Raw genomic sequence first — 24,116 nt, 5'->3', positions numbered from 1 at the left:
AGTTATCCACAAGTTCACTATTCACGGTGAATAAACTACACACCATCTGGCAGGGGAGGATTGCTGGAGGAAGTGACAAAATGATGACTTCCTCTGCGGCACAGTAGCCATGCAACAGAGGAAGATTATAGCAAAAAAACGTGTAGAGGGGTTACTGAGGCGTAAATCGACGTAAATGTTGTACCGTCGCCAGCCAGGCGGCTATCCAGCCAATCATCGCTGAGATGAGCAGCAGCAGCAGGCTCTCATCCCACGCCAGTCCGGTCAGGTTAAAGGTGGTGCCAAATACAGCGGCCACCTGTGTCACTACCGTCTCCAGACGGAACACCAGCACCTCGGAGAGGATCAGCGAAAGCAGCGCCCCGGCAAAGCCCAGCAGCGCACCGCCATAAAGGAACGGGCGCAGGATAAAGCCGTCAGTTGCGCCAATCAGCTTCTGCACGTTAATGGTGTCACGGCGGGCAAAGATGCTCAGCCGTACGCTGTTCCCTATCACCAGGAACACCGCCACTATCATCAGTACGCCGATCATCGCGGCCACCTGACCGACCAGGCCGGTCAGCGCCGCCAGGCGGGCAAACCAGCTGTCATCCATTTTCACCTCATCCACGCCCTGCACTTTCGCCACGCGGGCGCTGAGGTTACTCATGGTGTCGGAATTCTGGAAGGTCAGTTTTGGCGTGATGATCGCTACCGCAGGCAACGGATTCTGCTCCAGCATATCCATCGCTCCGCCAAAGCCGGACCAGTTGCGGAACTCGCCCATCGCCTCTTCGCGCGACAGGTAGTTAACCTTGTCGACCCCCTCCTCTTTCTTCAGCTGCGCTACCACGTTTTCGGCGGCATCATCATCCAGCGTTTTGCTCAGGTAGACCGTCAGCTGCGGGGCGGGATACCACTGCTCCGCCGCCTGGTTGACGTTTTTCCACACCATATAGCAGACGCTGGGCAGCGTCAGTGAGATGGCAATCACCATCACCGTCAGCAGCGTGGCCAGCGGCTGACGCCACATATCAGAGAGCGTGCCGCGCAGCGCATAGCGCCACTGCTCCTGCCAGCCGCCTTTCAGCGCCTTGCTTTTTGAGGGCTGCTTCTGCCTTGCCGCTTTTGGAGCGGGCGCCCGGGAATTGCGTTTATTCGCCACCCTGACCTCCGTGCAAACGTCCCTGATTCAGCGTCATCAGGCGGTAGTTACGCCGGGCAATCAGCGCCCGGTCGTGGGTTGCCATCAAAACGGTGACGCCAACCCGGTTAAACTCTTCAAACAGGCGCAGAATATCTTCCGACAGCGCGTCATCCAGGTTACCGGTAGGCTCATCTGCCAGCAGCACAACGGGTTTGTTCACCACCGCGCGGGCGATGCCCACCCGCTGCTGTTCACCGCCGGAAAGCTGAATCGGATAACTTTTAGCTTTATCCAGCAGACCCACCTTATCCAGCGCCGCAGAAACGCGGCGGCGGATATCTTCTCCGCTGGCACCGGCAATAATCAGCGGGATCGCCACGTTGTCGTAAACGGAGCGGTCCATCAGCAGGTGGTGATCCTGGAAAATCATGCCGATCTGACGGCGTAAAAACGGCACTTCACTGCTTTTCAGACGGCTGATGTCATGCCCGCTGAACCAGATATGGCCAGCGCTTGGGCGCTCAATGCCGCATATCAGCTTCAGCAATGTACTTTTCCCTGCGCCAGAATGTCCGGTCAGAAACGCCATCTCTCCCGGGCGCAGATGAAAATCCACCCCCTGAAGCGCTTGCCGACCGCCGAGATAAGCCTTACTGACTTCTTCAAAGCGAATCATCCTAATTAGTCCTCTCGGGCAAAAAGTGCCTCTATAAAATCGTCAGCCTTAAACGAGCGTAAATCTTCAATGCCCTCACCCACACCGATATAGCGGATAGGAATGGCAAACTGATCGGCCACGGAGAAGATCACGCCCCCTTTTGCCGTGCCGTCCAGCTTGGTCAGGGTAATCCCCGTCAGGCCCACCGCCTCATGGAACAGCTTAGTCTGGCTGATGGCGTTCTGGCCGGTACTGGCGTCAATGGTCAGCATCACTTCATGCGGCGCCTGTTCATCCAGCTTTTTCATCACGCGGGTAATTTTCTTCAACTCTTCCATCAGGTGCGCTTTGTTCTGCAGGCGTCCTGCGGTATCGGCAATCAATACGTCAACGTGGCGCGCTTTGGCGGCCTGAATGGCATCAAAAATCACCGAAGCAGAGTCCGCACCGGTTTGCTGGGCAATCACCGGAATATTATTGCGCTGCCCCCAGACCTGAAGCTGTTCGACCGCTGCAGCACGGAAGGTATCCCCTGCGGCCAGCATCACGGATTTACCTTCCGCCTGATACTGGCGCGCCAGTTTGCCGATGGTGGTGGTTTTACCCACGCCGTTGACGCCAACCATCAGAATAACGAAAGGCGTTTTGCGGCTGACATCCAGCGGCGCTTCCACTTTAGCCAGAATCTCTGACATCTCCTGCTTAAGCAGACCGTAAAGCGCTTCTGCGTCGCGCAGCTGCTTGCGGTTTGCCTGCTGGGTAAGGTTGCTGATGATGCGGCGCGTGGTTTCCACCCCAACGTCAGCGATCAGCAGCTGCTCTTCCAGCTCCTCAAACAGATCGTCATCAATCTTTTTGCCGCGGAACAGGCCAATAAACCCGGAACCCAGATTCTGGCGCGTTTTCACCAGGCTGCGTTTCAGGCGGGCAAAAAAGCCCTCTTTAGTTGGCCGCTGTTGTTCCGCCTGCTCTGCGCTGTCGGCCTGTTCCACTTTGGCTAACGCCGCGGCTACGGACTCTTCTTTAGCAATTTGTCCCGATTCTGCCTCACCCGCCGCCAGCGCTATGGCTTCCAGCTCTTCCGGGGAGATCTCCTCTTCCGACTCAGCTTCAGCCACTTCTTCCGGCAGGTACTCTTCTTCAGGCGCTGGTTTAACTTCAGCAACTTCTTCCGGCAGGTACTCTTCCTCAGGCGCTGGCTTAACTTCAGCAACCTCTTCCGGCAGGTACTCCTCTTCAGGCGCTGGTTTAACTTCAGCAACCTCTTCCGGCAGGTACTCTTCTTCAGGCGCTGGCTTAACTTCAGCAACCTCTTCCGGCAGATACTCTTCCGCAGGCGCTGGCTTAACTTCAGCAACCTCTTCAGCCAGAGTCTCTGCTGCCGGAGGCGCCTTTATCGCTTCTTCAGCGTGGGCGGCCTGCTGCTGAGCAACGGTTTCGGTTACTTCAACTATCGCTTCCGCGCGTTGTTCAGCCGCTGGCGTGGCGCCATCTGATGATGTCTCAGCCGCGGGCTGCTGTTCCGCTAACGTCTCTTTTGTCTCTTCCTGAGGCGCCTGCTCTTCACGCCCCAATCCCAGCCAGGAAAAAAAGCCACGTTTTTTATTTTTTGCCATGGTGCAACCACACTCCTCGCGGGGAAAAAACTGTCAGGTCTCTGAAAATCATCTTAATCCCCTAGTCTAACACTTTCCTGCTAACGCAACACAGCACCCTTTTTACGTTTCCTCCGCCCCGATCGCGCGTTAAACTGTGCAACAAATTATGTAGAGTTCAGCAGCATGAATAAAAAACCCCGTGGCGGTGGCGCCGGACAAATCCGCATTATTGGCGGTCTGTGGCGTGGCAGAAAACTTCCGGTGCCGGACAGCGCCGGACTGCGCCCAACGACCGATCGCGTTCGTGAAACGTTATTTAACTGGCTGGCGCCCGATATTCAGGGCGCCCGCTGTCTGGATTGTTTTGCCGGAAGTGGGGCGCTGGGGCTGGAGGCACTCTCCCGTCATGCGGCCTCGGCAACGCTGCTGGAGCTGGAGCGTCCGGTAGCCCAACAGCTGGAGAAAAATCTTGCCACGCTGGGGGCAAAAACGGGCCGGGTGATAAACGTAAACACCCTGCAGTTTCTGGCGCAGGGCGGCGAACCGTACGACCTGATCTTTATCGATCCGCCGTTCCGTAAGGGACTGCTGGAACAGACCATCGACCAGCTGGAAACCCAGGGCTGGCTGGCGGAAAGCGCGCTGATTTATGTGGAGAGCGAAGTGGAGCATGGCCTGCCGCCGGTGCCGGTAAGCTGGCAACTCTATCGGGAGAAGATAGCGGGTCAGGTAGCTTATCGCCTTTACCACCGTCAGATTGCTGAAAAGGAAGAGAAAAATGCTGATTAATATCGGCCGGTTACTGATGATCTGTGTCTGGGCGTTTTTACTGCTCAACCTGGTGCATCCGTTTCCCAAGCCGCTGAAATATTTTATTGATGTTGCCCTGTTTTTCATGGTGGTGATGCATAGTCTGCAGCTGGTGCTGATGCGTGCCACGCAGCCCAGGGATGCGCCCAAGCTGAGCGCCCTGATGCAGATCAAAATCTTCTTTTTTGGCGTATTTGAACTGCTGGCGTGGCAAAAGAAGTTTCTGCCGAAAAAGTAAAAGCAGAAACCAGCCGAAAGAGCACGGAACAGGCCAGGCTCTTTCGGCAGGCTCTCAGTTAGCGTTAAAGGAGATAAAACGCGTTCCCTGCACTTTCAATTGTCCCCTGTCACCTTTATCTATCTGATTATAATCTTTTTCTTTAAGCACCAGCTTAAAATCCCCTGCGCCATTCAGCGGATGGAACCACGCCTCAAAGCGCATCTCCTCAACCGGAATGACTTCACGCTGGCGTGACCGACGGTTTGGCAGCGGGAACTCGCGCTTGGCTTTCACTTCAGCCGGCATAGAACGAACCGGAGAGGCGTCATTCACTGCAACTTCTCTGCGCTGCTTTATGAACTGACGCGTAGCCAGCACGGCAATCACAGCCAGTACGACGAAAAACAGAAGCTTCATATTTTCCTTTTTCTCCCTGTCAGGCGATGCGGATGGTTTGCTGGCCTGAAAGGATACAACCAGAGCCCTCCCATTGTCACATCGTGATGGCGTGGCCTAAACTGAATTCAGATTTGTGGAGTCTGGCATCTGAAAACAAAGGGACACATTATGATTTGGTCGTTTTTGGCAGTGTTTTTTTCCGGTTGGTTATATGTTGACGCCTCCTATCGTGGCCCTCAGTGGCAACGCTGGGTATTTAAGCCCGTTACGCTGCTGCTGCTTTTAGCGCTGGCCTGGCAGGCTCCGGTTCTCAACACGACAGATTACCTCATCCTGTTTGGTCTGCTTGCCACGCTTATTGGCGATGCGCTGACCCTGCTGCCGAACCGGCGTATGCTCTACGCGATGGGCGCTTTCTTCCTCTCTCACCTGCTTTACACTATCTGCTTCGCCAGCCACATGACGCTGACCTTTTTCTGGCCAATACCGCTGGCGCTGGTGATTATTGGCGCAGCGCTGATCGCCACCATCTGGTCACGCCTTGAGGATCTGCGCTGGCCAATCTGTACCTTTATCGGCATGACGTTGCTGATGGTCTGGCTGACCACAGAGCAGTATTTCTTCCGCCCAACGGATTACAGCTTCACGCTGATGGTGGGTACTTCACTGCTGCTGCTGGCGAATATCGTCTGGTTTATTACCCACTATCGTCGTCGTTTTACCTCGGACAGCGCGATTGTTGCCGCCTGCTATTTTGCCGGCCACTTTATGATCGTACGCTCGCTCTACCTGTAAGCAGCGCAAAGGCCTTGACTCTGGAGTCCACTCCAGAGTGTATGATGGCGTATCGGCGGGAACGTTTCCCGCCGTTACTCATCAGGAGGCGTTATGCACTCACACTCATCCCCTTGCTCTTGTGGTCATCGCCACGCCCCCGGTCAGCCTGATTGCAGCGCTAAACCTCGCCCCGTCATCAGGAAAATTGCGGCTATAACCCCTGCCGCTCCTGAATCCAGCTGTTGCAGTGAGTCGGGCTGTAGTTCGGGCAGCGAGTGTGAAGAGGAGAGCGACAGAGCACGCTTTAGCTGGCTGATCGAAGGAATGGACTGCCCGGCCTGCGCCCGTAAAATTGAAACGGCCGTCAGCAATTTGCCGGATGTTGCACAAGCGCGTGTGCTGTTTGCCACCGAGAAGCTGGTGGTCAATGCAGATAAAGATGTTCGTCAGCAGGTGGAAGCTGCCGTTGCCAGAGCGGGTTTTAAGCTGAGACTCAGCAATGCCTCTCATACGGCCGACCCTTCTCCCGGTTTCTGGCAGGAAAACCGCGCCCTGATTTTGCTGTGCGGCTTAATGCTCGTCAGCTGGCTGATCCACATTGTCCACCCGCAGGCAGGCGAGATTGCCTTTACGCTGACCACGCTGGTCGGCGTCTGGCCTGTCGCCCGCAGCGCCCTTCGTCTGATCCGTAGCGGAACGCCGTTTGCCATTGAAACGCTGATGAGCGTTGCGGCCATTGGCGCGCTGTTTATTGGCGCCACGGCGGAAGCGGCTATGGTGCTTCTGCTGTTCCTGCTCGGCGAGCGGCTTGAGTCTTTTGCTGCCAGTCGGGCTCGGCGCGGCGTCACGGCTTTAATGGCCCTGAAACCTGAAGAGGCTGTCCGGCTGAACGGCAACGTGCGGGAAACGGTTCCACTTAGCGCCCTGCGACCAGGCGACAGGATCGAGGTTGCGGCGGGTTCGCGGTTACCAGCGGATGCGCGTCTGCTCTCTTCTTTCGCCAGCTTTGATGAAAGTGCCCTGACCGGCGAGTCGGTGCCGGTTGAGCGCCAGCAGGGTGAAACCGTTGCCGCAGGCTGCCTGAGCGTTGACCGTCAGGTTCAGCTGGAAGTGGTTTCTGAGCCGGGCGAGAGCGCGATTGACCGCATCCTGCATCTGATTGAAGAGGCCGAAGCGAATCGTGCGCCCATTGAGCGCTTTCTGGACCGTTTCAGCCGGATCTATACGCCGATAATCATGGCATTAGCGCTGCTGACAGCGATAATCCCGCCGCTGCTGATGGCGGCAGAGTGGCAGCCGTGGATCTATAAAGGTCTGACGCTGCTGCTGATTGGCTGCCCTTGCGCGCTGGTGATATCCACCCCGGCAGCCATTACTTCTGGTCTGGCTGCGGCTTCCCGCCGCGGGGTGCTGATCAAAGGTGGCGCGGCGCTGGAAAGCCTGAATGGCGTTCGCACCCTGGCTTTTGATAAAACAGGCACGCTAACGCAAGGTAAGCCGCAGGTTGTCGCCGTTGTGCCGCTAACCGAGGAGAGTGAAGTTTCCCTGCTGGCCAAAGCGGCGGCGGTGGAAAGCGGTTCTTCACACCCGCTGGCGAAAGCGATGGTGGCGCAGGCTGCGGAAAGAAAGCTGACGCTACCGCAGGCCAGCGAGCAGCGGGCGCTTGCAGGCAGCGGCGTGGAGGCAGTAGTTGGTGGTCACAAACTTTTAATCAGCGCGCCGGGCCGACTGGCAGCAAACGTGCTGACTTCCCGTCAGGCTGAGCAGGTCATCCGGCTGGAAGCCGAGGGCAACACGGTGGTGGTACTGCTGGAAGAGAGCCGGCCAACCGCGCTGATTGTGCTGCGTGATACGTTACGGCCCGATGCTTTAGCTGCGCTGGCTGAGCTGAAGGCAATGAACATTCAGGCGGTGATGCTGACTGGCGATAACCCTCGTGCCGCAGCCGCCATTGCCGGAGAGCTGGGCATTGATTATCGTGCTGGCCTGCTGCCTGCAGACAAAGTGGCGGCCATCGGCGAGCTTAATCAGCAGCAGCCTGTTGCCATGGTCGGCGACGGCATTAATGATGCTCCCGCGATGAAAGCCGCCACTATCGGCATTGCCATGGGCAGCGGCAGCGATGTGGCGCTGGAAACCGCCGACGCCGCGCTGACGCATAATCGGCTGGGCGGGCTGGCAACCATGATCCGCTTGTCCAGAGCGACGCATGCCAATATCCGCCAGAACGTGACTATTGCGCTGGGGTTGAAAGGGATCTTTCTGATCACGACGCTGATGGGCATTACCGGATTGTGGCTGGCAGTTCTCGCCGATTCAGGCGCTACAGCGTTAGTAACCGCTAATGCATTACGTCTGCTTCGGAAAAGCTGACCAGATCGCCTGAATTCACAGACGACCTGACCTTTCTGTACACTTCACTTCGAAACTGGTTGTGGTAAGGCGTACGACGTTTTTGGGAAGCTTCAGGCTTACACAGGTCAAAACCGGGTGCGGTGGTAAGGCGTCACCATAAGGCACGTTATCCGAGACGCCGTAAATACCTCCCTGTAGGCTTGGATGCCGCATCCCTGCGGCATACACTCGGCTAACGTGCCTTATGGTGCCACCCATCAGATTCAGTTTTGCCAGTGTGTTCGGCGGTCAAACAGATCAAAAGCATGGCTTTGGCTTTGGCTTTGGCTTTGGCTTTGGCTTTGGCTTTGGCTTTGGCTTTGGCTTTGGCTTTGGCTTTGGCTTTGGCTTTGGCTTTGGCTTTGGCTTTGGCTTTGGCAGGTAAATTGTATCAACAGGCAACACTAAAGCTATTGGGAAGGGAGAATGGGCTGATAAGCAAAAGCTAAGCGGCATGGACGCCGCTTCGCAGCCCCCATGGAAGGGTTCACGGCGTTTTTGTGTTCAGCCCGTTCTCCCTGACCAGATCGCCTGCATTTACAGACGACCTGACCTTTCTCCACACCTTACTGCTGACGTTATTCCTTCAGACAACTTGCCTTAACACTGACTTCAGCAACTGTCATTGACAGCTCTACAGCCCCTTCTTCAACAGGTATTTATAGGGCACCTGCTCGGTAAGTTGGGCCACCAGCGTATGCTCCATAAAACGGCAGAAGCCTGGGATATCGCGGGTCGTGGCGGGATCGTCGGCAATAATCAGCAGGGTTTCGCCCTCCTGCATATGGCGCACGGCTTTACGCACCATCATCACTGGCTCCGGGCAGCGCAGCCCCATGGCATCCAGGGTTTGGTCGGCACTGGCGAACAGATCGCTCATAACACTCTCTTTAAAAGTCGGGAACTGCATTTATTTTTACCCACACACTTCGCTGGTGCAAGCTCACATATAACGATAACGTTTGCGCTAAAATTAACCATTGCATTAGCACTCTGTTTCGGTAAGATGCCGCGCACTCGCTACGCGAGACCATTTTCATTGGGTTCCCTCACCCCAACTTTCAAAAAGGCTACAAGATGATTTCATTCTCGAAAAGTCAGCGCACGCATGCGCTGGTCTGGCTGTCGTTATTTCACGTCCTGGTGATCACCTCCAGTAATTACCTGGTGCAGTTGCCGATCTCTCTGTTTGGCTTCCATACCACGTGGGGAGCCTTCAGCTTTCCGTTTATCTTCCTGGCAACCGATCTCACCGTGCGGATTTTTGGCGCACCGCTGGCTCGTCGTATTATCCTTGCGGTAATGGTTCCGGCACTGTTTATCTCCTACAGCATCTCCGCCCTCTACTATCAGGGGGAGTGGCAGGGATTTGCCGCGCTGAAAGAGGTAAACCTGTTTGTCGCCCGTATCGCCTGCGCCAGCTTTATGGCTTATGCGCTGGGGCAGATCCTGGATGTCCACGTTTTTAACCGTCTGCGTCAGCTGCCTCAGTGGTGGATTGCTCCGGCGTCGGCCATGTTCCTGGGCAACATCAGCGATACGCTGGCCTTCTTCTTTATCGCCTTCTATAAAAGCCCGGATCCGTTTATGGCGCAGAACTGGGTGGAAATTGCGCTGGTGGACTACAGCTTTAAAGTGCTCATCTGCATGATTTTCTTCCTGCCTGCTTACGGTTTGCTGTTAAATGCGATGCTTAAGCGCCTGGCGGAAAAATCGAGTCGCGCGCAGGTCAACTTCGGTTAAGCTGAATGCTGTACAGGCCGGCGGTTGCTTTTGCCAGCTGATTGCTATTTTATGAGTGGCTCTATTGCAGCACACGACTAACGTAAAAGGGATCATGATGCGTAACTTACTGAAATATGCCGGTATCGGTTTACTGGTGGTTGGACTGACCGCCTGCGACGGCAAAGATGATAAAGCCTCCGCTGATGACAACGGCGTCAGCAGCAGCCAGAGCTCGCAAAATGTGAGCCTGATGGATGGTAAATTAGGCTTCACGTTGCCTGCCGGCATGTCCGATCAGAGCGGCAAGCTCGGTACTCAGGCGAATAACATGCACGTCTATGCCGATGCGACCGGACAGAAAGCGATTATCGTTATCGAAGGCGATGCCACTACCGATGGTCTGGATGTACTGGCCAAGCGCCTTGAGCAGCAGCAGCGCAATCGCGATCCGCAGCTGCAGGTGGTGACCAACAAATCGGTGGATCTGAAAGGTCAGCCTGCCCAGCAGTTGGATACGGTCATCTCTGCCAAGAACCAGTCTTCCTGGTCCTCCGTGGTGCTGGCGAAGGTTGACGGCAAACTGCTGACGCTGCAGATCACCCTGCCCGCCGATAATCAGCAGAAGTCCCAGACCGATGCAGAAAACATCATCAACACTATTACGTTGAAATAAACAACGTTGCAGTAAGCGCGAACGCATTAACAAAAAGCCCCGGTCAACTGACCGGGGCTTTTTTATGCGCTTTCAGAGAGACTGCTGATAAAGCTACAGGCCCGCATGCTCGCGAATGTATTTTCTGGCTTTAACCGCGTATTCAAACGGATTGGCTAACGCCGGATCCTGTTCCGCTTCCACCACCATCCAGCCCTTATAGCCCGCCTCATCCAGCAGGGAAAATACCGGCATAAAGTCGATAACGCCGTCGCCAGGCACGGTGAAAGTGCCCTTTTTCACGCCGTCTAAGAAGGACATTTTCTGGCTCTTAACCTGCGCCACTACCTCATCACGCACATCTTTCAGATGGATGTGATTGATACGCGGCAGGTACTTTTCAAGGATCGCCAGCATCTTCGCCTGGCTGCCTTCAGAGTAGTAGGCGTGGCCGGTGTCGAACAGCAGGTAGACATCATCGTTAGTGAGCGCCATAAAACGGTCAATCTCTTCCGTAGTCTGAATGGCCGTGCCCATATGATGATGCAGACAGACCTGCATGCCCTTTTCTGCCGCCAGCTTCGCCAGCTCGTTGTAGCCTTCCGCCGTTAAGCGCCACTCTTCATCGCTGAAGTTGGGCTTCTCATCCAGCACCGGCAGCGAGGTCCCCTGAATGCTCTTGCTCTGCTCGGAACAGCCAATCACTTTGGCGCCCATGGCGTGCAGGAAATCGCGATGGTTGATAAATTCATCAATGGTCCTCGCTTTGTCTCCATTGCCAAAAAAGGTGCTGAACCAGGCGTTGCAAATCTGCAGGCCACGTATCTCCAGCATCGGTTTCAATATGGCGGGATCGCGCGGATACTTACTGCCCACCTCGCTGCCGGTGAACCCTGCCAGCGCCATTTCGCTGACGATTTGCTGAAAGGTATTCTCCGCACCCAGTTCCGGCATATCGTCGTTGGTCCAGCCAATCGGTGCTATCGCCAGCTTCACGTTCTCTTTATTCATCGTCTTTTCTCGTCGGGGATAAGGCAGCGCTGCCGCCACGGATTAACGGTTCAGCAGCTCACGCTCGATCAGCTCGCGGGTTTCCACCGCCTGACGCGGCATCTTTTCCGGGTAACCGAACAGGGAAGAGGCGATAATCGACTCTCCGCCTACCTTGTAACTCCGGTTAGCAAAGTCCATTTCACGCAGGGTCTGGAACAGGGTGGCGAAATCGACCTCCCCTTCGCCAACGCCCACATGTTGATGGACGACGGCATCCACGCCCGGCGGGTTCACGATGTAGCGGCAATGCTTGGTGTGGTTCATGGTATCGGCAATCAGCACGTGCGACAGATCGTCGCCTGCGTACTCCAGCATGCTTTTAACGTCGCCCTTGCCTTTGTCGTAGAAGAAGGTGTGCGGCACGCTATAGAGATATTTGACGTTCTCACTGCGGAACGATTTTACCAGGTCCGCCGTTTCATTATTTTCTTCACAGAAGTCCCACGGATGGGACTGAATTTCGATACGGATCCCCTCACGCTCGACGATCGGCAGCAGCTCTTCCATTGAGCGGTAGAACATCTCTTCGCAGATCTCCGGCTCGTTTGGCGTCCCGGAAAGCTCGGTATTGATCACCTGCACGCCGGTTTCAACCGCAATTTCAATCATCCGCTTCCAGTTACGTACGGCAGCCTGACGGCGTGCCTCATCCGGGCCGGACCAGCGGTAGACGACGATAAAGGAGGAGATCTCCACGCCGGTTTCACGCAGCGCATTTTTGTATTCGGTAATGATCTCCCGACTGGCCTTGGGGTGCTTGTAAAACGGGTTAATCTGAGGATGCGGCGACTGCTCAATATATTTGTAGCCCCAGTCCGCCACCTGATGGACCATTTTGGTAATGCCCATCTCTTTGATGACATCAACGTCAAAAGCGATTTTCATCTGTTTCTCCCTGCGGATCGGTTCAGCGTTTTCCCCGCCCACGGCGGGGAAAAATGGCATTACTTGTTATAGAACGCCGGGCGAGGCGGCAGCTCAACCGCCTCAATGACGCCGCTCTCCTGCGCTCTCAGGCAGGCATCAGCCGCAACGGAGGCCGCATAGCCATCCCAGGCAGACGGGCCCTGCAGCTTGCCAGCCGTGGCATCGTTAATAAATGCCTGCAGCTCGATGTCATAGGCGTCAATAAAACGATCTTTCCAGTCGGTGAGAATGGTGGTCGAAAGTTTCGCCTCTTTGCGCATCTGCACCGCAGCAGGCTCTGGCAGTCTGGCAATACCGGTTTCACCCACTACCTCACACTGGATGTCGTAGCCATAGGCGCAGTTCACAAAGATTTCGACATCAATGCGGGTGCCTTTCTGCGTTTCAAACAGCACTATCTGCGGGTCACGCAGCTTTGCATGGCTGTTTTTGGTCGAGCGGGGGAAGACCACCTGCACAGATTTATAGTCGTCTTCCGTCAGCCAGCGCAGCACGTCCAGCTCATGGATCAGCGTGCTGGTGATAGCCATATCGGTGGTATAGCTTTCAGGAACGGCGGGGTTACGGTGCGCGCAGTGCAGCATCAGAGGCTCACCGATGTCGCCATTGGTAATCACCTGCTTTAATGCACGATAGCCCGCATCATAAGGGCGCATAAAACCGACCTGCACCAGACGCTTACCGTGCGCAATTTCTGCATCCACAATACGGCGGCACCCTTCAGCGCTCAGCGCCAGCGGCTTTTCGCAAAATACCGGTTTACCGGCAGCCACGGCAGCAAGGGTAAACTCTTCGTGGGTGGGATCCCATGAGGTCACAATCAGCGCATCCACATCGGAAGAGGCGATCACATCATGGCCGTTGGCATAAACTTCCGCTTCCAGCCCTAAACGGCTAACGATGCCCTTCGCGCCATCAATATTGATGTCGGAGACGGCGACCACTTTTGCCCCCTGCAACACTTTGCTGCAGCGGCGAATGTGTTCCTGACCAATTGCACCTGTACCGATAACACCGAGTCTGAGAGTCATAGCATATCCTTCATAATGTAGGGTTCAGCGCGGTCTCCGGCTCTGCCACTATTTTCTGGCAGTTCCCGGTTCCGGGCTGTTATTCAGAGTAAAAAGGGGATCAGTATTCGCGTGCCTGGTCGATATGCTCGTTAAGCATGCGGGCGACGGCATCAATACGTTCTGATTCAGAAACCTGTGCGCCGCCCACGCGCCACCAGCTGAAGTATTTGTGCACCATGGTTTTCGGCAGCACCTTGATATCAATCAGCGTGGAAACGCTCTGCCTGCGGGCATCTTCCAGCGCCTCCTTCAGCTGTTCCAGCGTGGTCACGCGATAGGTTTTACAGCCGTAACCGGCTGCGATAGCGGCAAAGTCCACCGGCACAAAGCCGCCGTCCAGCCTGCCGCTTTCGCTATTACGGAAGCGGAACTCGGTGGTAAAGCTCTCCATTCCATGTTCCATCTGAAGATTGTTGATGCAGCCGTTGGTCATGTTATCGAACAGCACCACGTTGATTTTGGCTCGCTCCTGAATGGAGGTGACCAGCTCGGAGTGCAGCATCATAAATGAGCCGTCGCCCACCAGCGTATAGACCTCACGGTGCGGTTCGGCCAGCTTCACCCCCAGCGAGGCGCTAACTTCGTAGCCCATACAGGAGTAGCCATATTCCACGTGGTAGCCGTTGTAATCTCTGTTGCGCCAGACGCGCTGCAGATCGCCAGGCAGGCTACCCGCAGCGGCGACGATCACTGAATCCTTTGGGAGGAGTTCATTCAGCGTCCCCAGCACGCTGCTCTGCGTCAGGAAGGAGTCGGTAAGACGGTTGAATTCGGCAAACACAGCTTCACGATCGAGGCTGTCGTCAATTTCCGGGATAAAGCCTTCGTTGCTGTAGACCGCCTGATAAACGCGCTGCGTCTCTTTCAACAACTTGCTTTGCGCCTGCGGGATCTGCTCGCCCCAGCCGCTGCTGAAACCCTGCTGAGCCAGACGTTCATCCAGCGCCGTCAGGGCTTCGCGCGCATCCGCCACAACCTGCACCGCATCCAGCTTGTACGCGTCAAAGTTGCTGACGTTGATATTGATGTAGCTGACGTCAGGATTCTGGAAGATCCATTTCGACGCGGTGGTGAAATCGGTGTAGCGAGTCCCCACGCCAATCACCAAATCCGCCTCTTTTGCCAGTAAATTGGCGGCCAGGCAGCCGGTTTCGCCCACGCCACCCACATTCAGCGGATGATCGGAGACAATCGTCCCTTTCCCTGCCTGAGTTTCCGCAAAGGGGATCTGATGGCGTTCCGCGAACTGGCGCAGCGCTTCACCCGCTTCGGAGTACTTCACGCCGCCGCCGCAAACGATCATCGGCTTACGTTTACCCGCTATAAGCTTCAAAGCGGCGGCAAGCTGCGCTTCCGTCGGCAGACGACGGTCAAGGAGATGGACGCGTTTCTGGAAGAAGTAGTCCGGGTAATCATAAGCCTCACCCTGCACATCCTGCGGCAGCGAGATCGTTACCGCGCCGGTCTCGGCCGGATCGGTCAGAACACGCATCGCGTTGATACAGGCGGTCATCAGCTGTTCCGGACGGCTGACCCGGTCCCAGTATTTGCTCACCGCGCGGAAGGCATCATTGGTGCTGATGCTGAGATCGTGGCTCTGCTCAATCTGCTGCAAAACCGGGTCCGGCTGGCGGGTAGCAAACACATCGCCCGGCAGCAGCAATAAAGGAATGCGGTTAGCCGAGGCGGTGCCCGCCGCGGTGATCATATTGGCAGCACCCGGCCCCACCGAGGAGCTACAGGCGATAATCTCACGGCGCAGTTTCTGTTTCGCATAGCCGATGGCCGCATGGGCCATCCCCTGCTCGTTACGCCCCTGATGCACCACCAGATCGCCGCTATCCTGCTCCAGCGCCTGCCCTAACCCCAGCACATTGCCATGGCCAAAGATGGCGAAAATACCTTTGATGAATTTGGTTTCAACGCCATCTACCGACAGATACTGATTATCCAGAAATCTGACCAGAGCCTGTGCTGTGGTTAATCTGATCTTACCCATGTGCTCTTCCTTAACGGTTCGGCGGAAAGTCAGCAACCTTCCGAAATTCGCAATACTGGCCGCCTGGGTTGAAAAGAGGCGACGGCTGTAAGTGAAACGTGAGGCGATTATAAACAAATATTTTTTTCACTAAACACAATTACAGAAGAAACATTTCATTTTGCGAGTGAGATCAAATTATGCCGTTAAACCGCTTTGAGCCGGGTGTTGGCGCCCGGCATTTTGGAACACCAGAGAAGAGTTAGTGCAGAGAGAGAAAATTATGTTTCACTTCAACGAGTTTGTGATTCTGCCATTCAGGGTTTGCGAGGTGGCTCACACTGCCCAATTCCGCTGAAACCAGGGCGAAATTTGATCGTATCCGCTCCGTTGCAGCAGAGTTTTATCCACCTCACACTTTTGGGGTATTAGTTTCATTTTGTGTTGAAGTTGAAATATTTATTCCCCATACTGATTCGCATATCAAATCCGGGCGTCACGCTCAGGCGAGTCCGCTGGAGAAGCGCGGCACATCACAGAAGGAAAAAACAGGTATGAGTACACAACAGAAGCGGCTTGATGTGATTTGTATCGGGCGCATTGCCGTTGACCTTTATGGCCAGCAAATTGGCGCCCGCCTTGAAGATATGAGCACGTTCGCCAAGTATCTGGGCGGATCCTCCGGCAACGTGGCTTACGGCACGGCAATTCAGGGCCTGAAGTCCGGTATGCTGGCACGCGTGGGTGATGAGCATATGGGGCGTTTTCTGCGCGAAGAGTTGCAGCGTGTAGGTGCCGACACCGAATGCCTGATTACCGATAAAACCCGTCTGACCGGTCTGGTGATCCTGGGGATCAAAGATCAGGATACCTTCCCGCTGGTGTTCTACCGCGATAATTGTGCGGACATGGGGCTGACTCCGGAGGATATTAAAGAAGAGTACATTACCTCCTCCCGAGCCGTGGCCGTTACCGGCACGCATCTCTCCCATCCTGATACCCGCGCGGCGGTGCTGAAAGCGCTGGATATTGCACGTAACAACGGCTTACGCACGGCGCTGGATATCGATTATCGTCCAGTGCTGTGGGGCCTGACTTCGCTGGGAGATGGTGAAACGCGTTTCGTGGAGTCACAGCATGTTACCCAGCAGCTGCAGGAAGTGCTGCACTATTTCGATCTGGTGGTGGGAACGGAAGAGGAGTTTCATATCGCCGGGGGTAGCACGGATACGCTTACCGCACTGAAAAATGTCCGGCAGGCGACCAAAGCTACGCTGGTGTGCAAACGTGGTCCGATGGGCTGTGTGGTACTGGAAGGTGAGATCCCGACGAGCTGGGAACAGACTAAATTGCAGAGCGGTGTGCGCGTTGAGGTGCTGAACGTGCTCGGCGCGGGCGATGCCTTTATGTCCGGCCTGCTGCGTGGCTGGCTGAATGATGAGAGCTGGGAACAGGCATGCCGCTATGCCAACGCCTGCGGCGCGCTGGTGGTTTCACGCCACGGCTGCGCCCCGGCAATGCCAACCAAAGCGGAGCTGGATGATTTCCTGAGCCGCGCTGACGAAGTGAAACGCCCCGATCTGGACAAACGGCTCAACCATCTCCACCGCGTCACCACGCGCAAGCAGCAGTGGCCGGAGCTGTGCGTCTTCGCCTTTGATCACCGTAAGCAGCTGTTGGATATGGCCAGTGAAGCGGGTGTGGATCCCTCCCGTCTGCCTGAACTCAAGCTGCTGCTGCTGCGGGCTGCGGAAGAAGCGGCAGCAGAAGCGGGCCTGGAGAGCCGTAGTGGCATTCTGGCCGACACCACTTACGGTCAGCCAGCACTGAACGCCATTACCGGCAAAGGGTGGTGGATTGGTCGTCCAATTGAGCTGCCCAGCTCCCGTCCGCTGCGTCTTGAGCACGGCAGTATCGGTTCCCAGTTAGTTGACTGGCCGCAGGAGCACGTGGTGAAGTGCCTGGTCTTCTATCATCCCCATGACAGCGCCGAACTGCGTAAAGAGCAGGATGAGCTGGTGCTGGAGGTCTGGAACGGCTGTAACAAAACGGGCCACGAACTGCTGCTGGAAGTGATCCTGCCGGAGAGCAACCCGGACAGGGAGGAGTCTTACTATCTCGATATTCTGACGCACTTCTATTCGTTGGGTATTCAGCCCGACTGGTGGAAGCTGCCGCCGCTTAAGCTTGAGAGCTGGGAGGCGATTAGCGGGCTGATCGAGCAGCAGGATCCCCACTGTCGTGGCATCCTGATCCTGGGTCTGGACGCGCCGGAAGAGAAGCTGAAAGCAGGTTTTGCCGATGCCGCCAAAGCGCCGTGGGTAAAAGGGTTTGCCGTGGGTCGTACCATCTTCGGGCAGCCTTCGCGCCAGTGGTTGCAGGGTGAACTGGATGATGAGGCGCTTATCGCGCAGGTGAAAAGCAATTATCATCAGCTGATCGGCTACTGGCGTGAAGTGCGTCCGGTAAAGTAAACCTCCGGGGATGAAGGGCTGTCATGAACTTTTATGAAGCCCACCCTTACAGGACAAAAGCCTGAAGAAATGGTCGGCAAGGATGCTGACCCTGAACGGGCTTTCTCTTTCCCTCTGCACTCTGTTAGCCGCCATGATCCCCTCCCGTTTCCGATCCGCCTGATGTTCTTATTTCACAACGCGAACTAAAAATACCTCTGGCGCGCCTTTTTACCCCTTCAATCTGTGATTCGTTTCATAACCCGATGAAATAGATCCCCTGTTTTTCGTTAGCAAGTGAAATTTTTTGTTCATCTGATAGAATATCGACCAGAAGAAGATGACTTATTTTATCTGGTGAGCCGAAGTAATGACCAATAATCCGACGCAGCTTTCCCTGTTACAGGACGACATCCGTCGTCGCTATGATACTTTGAGTAAGCGCCTGAAACAGGTTGCTCGCTATATTCTCGACAACAGCAACAGCATCGCTTTTGACACCGTGGCCTCCATTGCACAACAGGCTGACGTGCCGCCCTCCACGCTGATCCGCTTCTCTAACGCCTTTGGCTTCAGCGGCTTCAACGAGATGAAACAGGTTTTCCGTCAGCATCTGATGGAAGAGACGGTGAATTATACCGAACGCGCGCGCCTGTTCCGCCAGACCTCAACGGACGAGTCGGCCACGCCGCCTGAAAACCCGGCTGAAATTCTTAACGTGTTCACTATGGTAAACTCGCAGGCGCTGCAGCAGCTGGCGATGCAGACCAATCCTGAGCAGTTGAATAAAGCGGTAGAGCTGCTTAATGAGGCGGAAAATATCTACGTGATTGGTCTGCGCCGCTCTTTCAGCGTCGCTTCTTATCTGACCTATGCGCTGCGCCACCTGGAGCGCCGCGCCTTTCTGATCGATGGTCTCGGCGGCATGTTCACCGAGCAGTTAAGCATGGTGAACCCCAGGGACGTGGTGATTGCCATCAGCTACTCGCCGTATGCGCGGGAAGCGGTAGAGCTGGTTGAGCTGGGTGCCAAGCGTGGTGCGCACCTGATTGCCATCACCGACAGTCAGGTCAGCCCGCTTGCGGCCTTCAGCGACGTCTGCTTTGTGGTGCGTGAAGCGCAGGTGGATGGTTTCCGTTCGCAGGTTGCTTCCCTCTGTCTTGCCCAGACGCTGGCCGTTTCGCTGGCGCTGAACAATGTCGGAAAAGCATAAAAAAACGGGTGGAAAATTCCACCCGTTTTTTGCTGACTCGTTTCATTTTTCCGGGACTATTTTTCGCGCGGATACGCCTCGCTGTTAATCCAGGCGTGATCTTTCTCCCAGCTAAACTTCCATAATCTTACCGGCCCTGCCATCACGTTCAGATAATAATTATCGTAGCCGGCAATAGTCGCAACCGGGTGGTAGCCACGCGGAACGGTGACCACATCGCGGTTGTAGACGGCCATGCACTCATCCAGCGAGCGATCGTCCGTATAGACGCGCTGCATGGCAAAACCCTGTTCCGGATTGAAGCGGTGGTAATAGGTCTCTTCCAGATAGGTTTCCGACTCTGAGTCTTCCCGATCGTGTTTATGGCTGGGGTAGGAGCTGGTATCCCCTTCATCGGTATAGACTTCCACCACCAGCAGGCTGTCCGCTGGCTTGTCGTCAGGCAGAATATTGTGCACCAGCCGCCTGTTGCGGCCTTTGCCACGCTGCTCCACGCCCACGTCGGCAGGGGTAATCAGCCTGGCGGGTAGCGTCCCTTTCCCCGGCGCGTTACACACGGCCAGCTCCAGATCCGACTCCGCGTAAACTTCAACCTTGTCGTGATTTGGCACGTAGACGGAATAAGGCGGCGTGCGCTCAAAAGGAGACATGCGCTTGCCGATGCCGGGGAACTCCGCGTGCAGCGTTTTCACCGAAGCCAGCCCCGCTACCAGCACCAGACAGAGCTCTCTATCACCACTCTCCAGCTGCAGCGTCTGCCCTTTTTCCAGCTGGTAAGCATCAAAGCCCACGTAGCGCCAGCTCGCGCTACTGGGAGTAACATGCTGGATGCGCCCTTGCGCATCCGGTTGCTTTACTTTGTTAAGCAATGACATTCTGCTTTCCCCTGCTCGTGGATTAACCCAGCGTTGGCATGCTGAACTCTGAAACGGTTTTCTGACCGCTCGGCCAGCGCACGGTGGCAGTTTTCATGCGGGTATAGAAACGCACGCCGTCTGGCCCGTGCACGTTCAGGGCGCCAAAGACGGAGCGCTTCCAGCCGCCAAAGCTGTGGAAAGCCATCGGTACCGGCACCGGCACGTTTACGCCAACCATCCCGGCCTGCACTTCACGCACAAAATCACGCCCGGTGTGACCATTGCTGGTGAAGATGGCGCTGCCGTTGCCAAATTCATGGCTGTTGACCAGCTTCAGGGCCGTGGCATAGTCTGGTGCGCGCATGATGCTGAGCACTGGTCCAAAGATCTCTTCACGCCAGATAACCATATCAGCTGTGACGTTATCGAACAGCGTGCCGCCAACGTAGTAGCCTTCGCTATAGCCTTCCACCTGGCAGTGACGACCATCCACCATCAGCTTCGCGCCTTCCTGCTCGCCCTGGTCGATGTAACCCAGCACTTTTTTCTGGTGCGCGGCAGAGACAACCGGCCCCATTTCGTTCTCTTCGCTGCCTTTCTTTATGCCAGGCCCGACGCGCAGGGCTTTAACCAGCGGCGTCAGGGCGGCCACTAATTTATCTGCGGTATCATCGCCAACCGCGACCACCACCGGCAGCGCCATGCAGCGTTCCCCAGCGGAGCCAAACGCGCCGCCCATGATGGCGTTTACGGTGCTTTCCAGATCAGCATCCGGCATCACAATGGCGTGATTTTTTGCCGCGCCAAAAGCCTGAACACGCTTACCGTGGGCGCTGGCGGTTTTATAGATGTGCTCCGCCACGCCGGAAGAGCCAACAAAGCTCACGGCCTGCACGCGCGGATCGGTATAGAGCTGCTCTGCATCTTCGTTAGAACAGTGGATAACGTTGAATACGCCATCCGGCAGGCCCGCTTCGGTCAGCAGTTCTGCCATACGTACTGAGGCTGAAGGATCCAGCGCCGGCGGCTTCAGCACAAATGTGTTGCCGCAGGCCAGCGCGATCGGGAACATCCATAGTGGCACCATGGCCGGGAAGTTGAATGGGGTAATCCCGGCCACCACGCCCAGCGGCTGCATCAGGGAATAGCTGTCCACGCCGGTTGCCACGTCAGCAGAGTTTTCACCTTTGATCAGGTGAGGGATACCGCAGGCATATTCAATCACCTCGATGCCGCGGGTCAGTTCCCCCAGCGCGTCAGACCAGACTTTACCGTGCTCGCTGACAATCAGCGCAGCCAGCTCTTCACGGTGCGCTTCCATCAGCGTTTTAAAATTGAACATAACGCGCGCGCGGCGCAGCGGCGAGGTGCGGGACCACGCATCAAAAGCGTTATGCGCCACTTCAATCGCTTTTGTTACTTCCTCTGCGCTGCTTTGCGTCAGCTCGCGCACTGGTTTGCCGCTCGCCGGATCGTAAACCGGAATGGTTTCATTGCTGGCGCTCAGAGATGTTTTTCCGCCAATAAAGTTTCCTACGATAGTCATGTTCTGGCCTCTTTAATGTGAGTATTCCTGCAGGCCGTGGCCTGACCGGAGAAATCCCGAATGCGTGCTACGACACTATTATATTGGAACAAATTTTTCAAATAATTCACTTTAGAAAATTCATTTTTAGCGGAGCAGATCGCATTTTTCTCTGTCGGGGCGCTACAGTCACGCCTGCATGATCACAACAGAAAGAAAAAGGGCTTAGCGCAAGGTGGCTGCGGCTTTCGACCTTTTATAAATCAGCACCCGTTCTCTGTATGGCGTTGCGATATGGCTCACAAATCAACCGCCTGGGCCCGTTAAAGAGCGCAATAAAACGAAATTTTGCGAGGACGATCCAAAAATTTAAATTTCATAATTCACCAATCATGAAATAAATGTTCTTTTATACGCCATAACCTGAGAACGCCGCCTGTATGGCGAGCCTCGCGGCTTAACGATCCTTTCTTTCTCCACTTGCAGGAGCAGTAAAATGGCTATTGATCCCACCCGTTTCTGTATTAACCGAAAAATTGCCCCCGGTCTCACTATCGAACAATTTTTCCAGCTGGTGCATAAGCTCGGCCTGACTAAAGTCGAACTGCGCAACGATATGCGCGGAGGCAGCGTGACGGATAATCTCACGCATGCGGAAGTGAAGGCCCTGGCGCTGCGCTATGGGCTGGAAATTGCCACCATCAATGCCGTTTACCCCTTTAATCAGATAAATGAAGCGCTGCTGGCGAAGACGGAAGGATTGCTGAAGGATGCTCAGGGAGTGGGTGCCAAAGCGCTGGTGCTCTGCCCGCTGAACGACGGTACGCCAGTTTCCGAGGAGGAGACGCTTGCTGCCCTGAAAACGCTGGCCCCGCTGTTTGCCCGCTATGGGATTGAAGGGCTGGTAGAGCCGCTGGGCTTCCAGGTCAGCTCGCTGCGCTCCGCGGTTAAAGCACAGAAGCTGATCCGTGAGGCCAATCTCCCTTTCCGCCTGTTACTGGATACCTTCCATCATCATCTGTATGAAAATGCTGAAGAGGAATTTGAAAAGGGGATCGATATCAAGGCGATCGGGCTGGTCCACCTTTCCGGCGTGGAAGACAGCCGTCCAACCAGCGAACTCACGGATGAAGAACGGATCATGCTGACAGAGGGTGACCTGCTGAATACGGCCACCCAGGTACAGCGTCTGGAGCGGATGGGTTACCGGGGCGTCTACGCCTTTGAACCCTTCTCTTCGGTGATGGAGAACTGGACAGCGGAAGATATTGAGCAGGAGATCCGCCGCAGTATCGCTTTCCTGCAGGATTAACCGGGGCGGTGTAGTTCCCCGGCTTATCCGTGTCACTTTGGCGGCGCCTGCCGCCTTTTCAGGAGAGTTCCCCCAGCGCCTCTTTTTGCCGTCGCAGCGTCCGTTTCAGGCGGACCGTCAGCACTATCGCCACGCAGACCAGCAGCCCGCTAAGCAGATAGATCACCGGCACTCCCAGATAGCTCATGGCAAACCCGGCCAGAGGGCCGGTTATCCCTAAAGAGAGATCCATAAAGGTGGTATAGGCCGCCAGCGCGCTGCCCTGATTCTGTGGCGGTACGGCTTTAACCGCCACCACGCCGATGGCCGGAAACACCAGCGAGAAGCCCGCCCCGGTCAGGAATGCGCCCAGTTTCGCCATCCAGGGATCGACCGCCCCCCAGACCAGAAACAGGCCCACCGCCTCTACCGCAAAGCAGACCAGCGCGACGCTAAGCCCGCCGTGTCGGTTAATCGCATTGGGGAAGAGCAGGCGGGTTCCGACAAAAGCACCGCTGAAAAGCGTCAATGCCCAGGCGGCGCCTTCCCACCCTTTGGCCTGATAAAATAGCGTGATAAAGGTGGCAATCACCCCGAATCCTGCCGACCCCATCGCCAGCAGAACGCCATAACCCCACACCTTGCCCAGCACGGCGCGGAACGGCAGCTGTTTACCTTTGCTGCTTTTCACCGTGGGGCGGGGAAGCGCAAAGAGAATCGCAATCAGGGCAATGGCGATAATGATGCCTGCGAGCAGCAGCAGTCCGCCCCAGCGATAAATCCCCACGCCCAGCGGAGCACCGATAGCCATGGCGCCATAAGTGAAGATGCCGTTCCAGGAGATCACGCGGCCAATATGCAGCGACCCCACCACGCCAACGCCCCACAGGGTAGAGCCTGTCCCGGTAAAACTTTGCCCGATCCCCAGGATCACCCGTCCAAGGCAGAGCATCACCAGGCTCAACACCGGCAGGCTGGCGCCAAAGGCCGCCAGCGCATAACAGATCCCGCTGAGAAAACAGCCGCACAGCCCAAAGACCACCACTTTTTTCGGCCCCCACAGGTCGGCAAACCGACCGGCGTGAGGACGGCTAAGCAGCGTGGCGAAATATTGCAGGCTGACCACCAGCCCTGCCCAGAAGGCGCTGTAGCCCATCACATCATGTACATAGCCGGGTAAAACGGCCAGCGGCAGGCCGATGGTCAGGTAACTGGCAAAATTAAATATCACCACGGAAATGATGCGCAAATTAAGGCGTAAACCGCTTTGAGCAGGTTCTGCCGCAGGTTGCTCAGACATGGGAATCGTGAACCGGTTAACAAAAAGGGAGAGTTAACTATACCCTGCTTTTCGGCTTTCTCTCATCCCCGTTCGCCTCTTCGGGAT

At 55.8% G+C, this 24,116-nt stretch carries 22 protein-coding genes; 10 read left to right on the top strand and 12 right to left on the bottom strand.

The annotated features are described in order from the left end of the window. Window positions 1-151: 151 nt before the first annotated feature. From ftsX to ftsY, 3 genes are read right to left on the bottom strand one after another with little or no spacing between them, the layout of a single operon-like run. Window positions 152-1,144 carry a permease-like cell division protein FtsX gene (gene ftsX, locus Q3V30_RS01500; protein ID WP_306209806.1) on the bottom strand — a complete coding sequence of 331 codons (993 nt, stop codon included), beginning with the start codon at window positions 1,142-1,144 and terminating at the stop codon, window positions 152-154. Beyond that, window positions 1,134-1,802, bottom strand: a complete 669-nt coding sequence (gene ftsE / locus Q3V30_RS01495) for a cell division ATP-binding protein FtsE (protein WP_306209804.1) — start codon at window positions 1,800-1,802, stop codon at window positions 1,134-1,136. Before ftsE ends, ftsX begins: the two co-directional genes overlap by 11 nt. Window positions 1,803-1,807: 5 nt before the next feature. Then, complete coding sequence (ftsY, locus tag Q3V30_RS01490) at window positions 1,808-3,400, bottom strand: signal recognition particle-docking protein FtsY (RefSeq protein WP_306209802.1); 1,593 nt, start codon at window positions 3,398-3,400, stop codon at window positions 1,808-1,810. A gap of 165 nt (window positions 3,401-3,565) precedes the next feature. Between ftsY and rsmD the strand changes: the two genes are divergently transcribed. Together rsmD and Q3V30_RS01480 are read left to right on the top strand one after the other, a co-directional pair. Then, a complete protein-coding gene (rsmD, locus tag Q3V30_RS01485; RefSeq protein WP_306209800.1) occupies window positions 3,566-4,171 on the top strand; it encodes a 16S rRNA (guanine(966)-N(2))-methyltransferase in 606 nt (201 codons plus the stop codon). Further along, entirely contained in the window at window positions 4,161-4,430 is a 270-nt protein-coding gene (locus Q3V30_RS01480; RefSeq protein WP_306209798.1) for a DUF1145 family protein, read from the top strand. Before rsmD ends, Q3V30_RS01480 begins: the two co-directional genes overlap by 11 nt. A gap of 54 nt (window positions 4,431-4,484) precedes the next feature. On the opposite strand, the gene Q3V30_RS01475 is transcribed toward Q3V30_RS01480, so the two are convergent. After that, a complete protein-coding gene (locus Q3V30_RS01475) occupies window positions 4,485-4,829 on the bottom strand; it encodes a DUF2500 domain-containing protein (RefSeq protein WP_306209796.1) in 345 nt (114 codons plus the stop codon). 150 nt (window positions 4,830-4,979) lie between these two features. Between Q3V30_RS01475 and Q3V30_RS01470 the strand changes: the two genes are divergently transcribed. From Q3V30_RS01470 to Q3V30_RS01460, 3 genes are all read left to right on the top strand, one after another. Beyond that, the gene (locus tag Q3V30_RS01470; RefSeq protein ID WP_306209794.1) at window positions 4,980-5,606 is read left to right on the top strand and encodes a lysoplasmalogenase; all 627 of its coding nucleotides are present in this window, start codon (window positions 4,980-4,982) and stop codon (window positions 5,604-5,606) included. A 93-nt stretch (window positions 5,607-5,699) separates the two neighbouring features. Then, the gene (locus Q3V30_RS01465; RefSeq protein ID WP_306209792.1) at window positions 5,700-7,961 is read left to right on the top strand and encodes a zinc/cadmium/mercury/lead-transporting ATPase; all 2,262 of its coding nucleotides are present in this window, start codon (window positions 5,700-5,702) and stop codon (window positions 7,959-7,961) included. A gap of 226 nt (window positions 7,962-8,187) precedes the next feature. Continuing rightward, window positions 8,188-8,367 (top strand): hypothetical protein, encoded by a 180-nt coding sequence (locus tag Q3V30_RS01460; RefSeq protein WP_306209790.1) that lies wholly within the window; start codon window positions 8,188-8,190, stop codon window positions 8,365-8,367. A 249-nt stretch (window positions 8,368-8,616) separates the two neighbouring features. Here the strand turns inward: Q3V30_RS01460 and tusA are convergent, their stop codons facing one another. Next, a complete protein-coding gene (tusA, locus tag Q3V30_RS01455) occupies window positions 8,617-8,862 on the bottom strand; it encodes a sulfurtransferase TusA (protein ID WP_306209788.1) in 246 nt (81 codons plus the stop codon). 197 nt (window positions 8,863-9,059) lie between these two features. Between tusA and Q3V30_RS01450 the strand changes: the two genes are divergently transcribed. Then, window positions 9,060-9,725, top strand: coding sequence for a 7-cyano-7-deazaguanine/7-aminomethyl-7-deazaguanine transporter (locus Q3V30_RS01450; protein WP_306209786.1), 666 nt, complete (start codon window positions 9,060-9,062; stop codon window positions 9,723-9,725). 97 nt (window positions 9,726-9,822) lie between these two features. Next, complete coding sequence (locus Q3V30_RS01445) at window positions 9,823-10,380, top strand: DcrB family lipoprotein (protein WP_306213286.1); 558 nt, start codon at window positions 9,823-9,825, stop codon at window positions 10,378-10,380. A 93-nt stretch (window positions 10,381-10,473) separates the two neighbouring features. Here the strand turns inward: Q3V30_RS01445 and iolE are convergent, their stop codons facing one another. The 4 genes from iolE to iolD all read right to left on the bottom strand — a co-directional run bounded on the left by iolE (window position 10,474) and on the right by iolD (window position 15,411). Beyond that, window positions 10,474-11,370 carry a myo-inosose-2 dehydratase gene (gene iolE / locus Q3V30_RS01440; protein ID WP_306209784.1) on the bottom strand — a complete coding sequence of 299 codons (897 nt, stop codon included), beginning with the start codon at window positions 11,368-11,370 and terminating at the stop codon, window positions 10,474-10,476. Window positions 11,371-11,412: 42 nt separating this feature from the next. Beyond that, window positions 11,413-12,297, bottom strand: a complete 885-nt coding sequence (locus tag Q3V30_RS01435) for a sugar phosphate isomerase/epimerase family protein (RefSeq protein WP_306209783.1) — start codon at window positions 12,295-12,297, stop codon at window positions 11,413-11,415. A 59-nt stretch (window positions 12,298-12,356) separates the two neighbouring features. Further along, window positions 12,357-13,370 carry a bifunctional inositol 2-dehydrogenase/D-chiro-inositol 1-dehydrogenase gene (gene iolG / locus Q3V30_RS01430; protein ID WP_306209781.1) on the bottom strand — a complete coding sequence of 338 codons (1,014 nt, stop codon included), beginning with the start codon at window positions 13,368-13,370 and terminating at the stop codon, window positions 12,357-12,359. Between the two features lie 100 nt (window positions 13,371-13,470). After that, window positions 13,471-15,411, bottom strand: coding sequence for a 3D-(3,5/4)-trihydroxycyclohexane-1,2-dione acylhydrolase (decyclizing) (gene iolD / locus Q3V30_RS01425; RefSeq protein ID WP_306209779.1), 1,941 nt, complete (start codon window positions 15,409-15,411; stop codon window positions 13,471-13,473). 533 nt (window positions 15,412-15,944) lie between these two features. Between iolD and Q3V30_RS01420 the strand changes: the two genes are divergently transcribed. Both Q3V30_RS01420 and Q3V30_RS01415 read left to right on the top strand, forming a co-directional pair. Further along, window positions 15,945-17,864, top strand: coding sequence for a bifunctional 5-dehydro-2-deoxygluconokinase/5-dehydro-2-deoxyphosphogluconate aldolase (locus Q3V30_RS01420; protein ID WP_306209777.1), 1,920 nt, complete (start codon window positions 15,945-15,947; stop codon window positions 17,862-17,864). Window positions 17,865-18,213: 349 nt separating this feature from the next. Further along, entirely contained in the window at window positions 18,214-19,056 is an 843-nt protein-coding gene (locus tag Q3V30_RS01415; RefSeq protein WP_306209775.1) for a MurR/RpiR family transcriptional regulator, read from the top strand. A gap of 56 nt (window positions 19,057-19,112) precedes the next feature. On the opposite strand, the gene iolB is transcribed toward Q3V30_RS01415, so the two are convergent. Further along, window positions 19,113-19,931 (bottom strand): 5-deoxy-glucuronate isomerase, encoded by an 819-nt coding sequence (gene iolB, locus Q3V30_RS01410; RefSeq protein WP_306209773.1) that lies wholly within the window; start codon window positions 19,929-19,931, stop codon window positions 19,113-19,115. A 22-nt stretch (window positions 19,932-19,953) separates the two neighbouring features. Further along, window positions 19,954-21,459 (bottom strand): CoA-acylating methylmalonate-semialdehyde dehydrogenase, encoded by a 1,506-nt coding sequence (locus Q3V30_RS01405; protein ID WP_306209771.1) that lies wholly within the window; start codon window positions 21,457-21,459, stop codon window positions 19,954-19,956. 475 nt (window positions 21,460-21,934) lie between these two features. Between Q3V30_RS01405 and Q3V30_RS01400 the strand changes: the two genes are divergently transcribed. Then, complete coding sequence (locus Q3V30_RS01400; protein ID WP_306209769.1) at window positions 21,935-22,750, top strand: TIM barrel protein; 816 nt, start codon at window positions 21,935-21,937, stop codon at window positions 22,748-22,750. Window positions 22,751-22,808: 58 nt separating this feature from the next. Here Q3V30_RS01400 and Q3V30_RS01395 read toward each other — a convergent pair whose 3' ends face one another. Continuing rightward, complete coding sequence (locus Q3V30_RS01395; RefSeq protein WP_306209767.1) at window positions 22,809-24,029, bottom strand: MFS transporter; 1,221 nt, start codon at window positions 24,027-24,029, stop codon at window positions 22,809-22,811. Window positions 24,030-24,116: the final 87 nt, after the last annotated feature.

It is taken from the genome of Erwinia pyri (assembly GCF_030758455.1).
GTDB classification, from domain to species: domain Bacteria; phylum Pseudomonadota; class Gammaproteobacteria; order Enterobacterales; family Enterobacteriaceae; genus Erwinia; species Erwinia pyri.
This window is presented reverse-complemented; position numbering and strand designations above follow the sequence as displayed.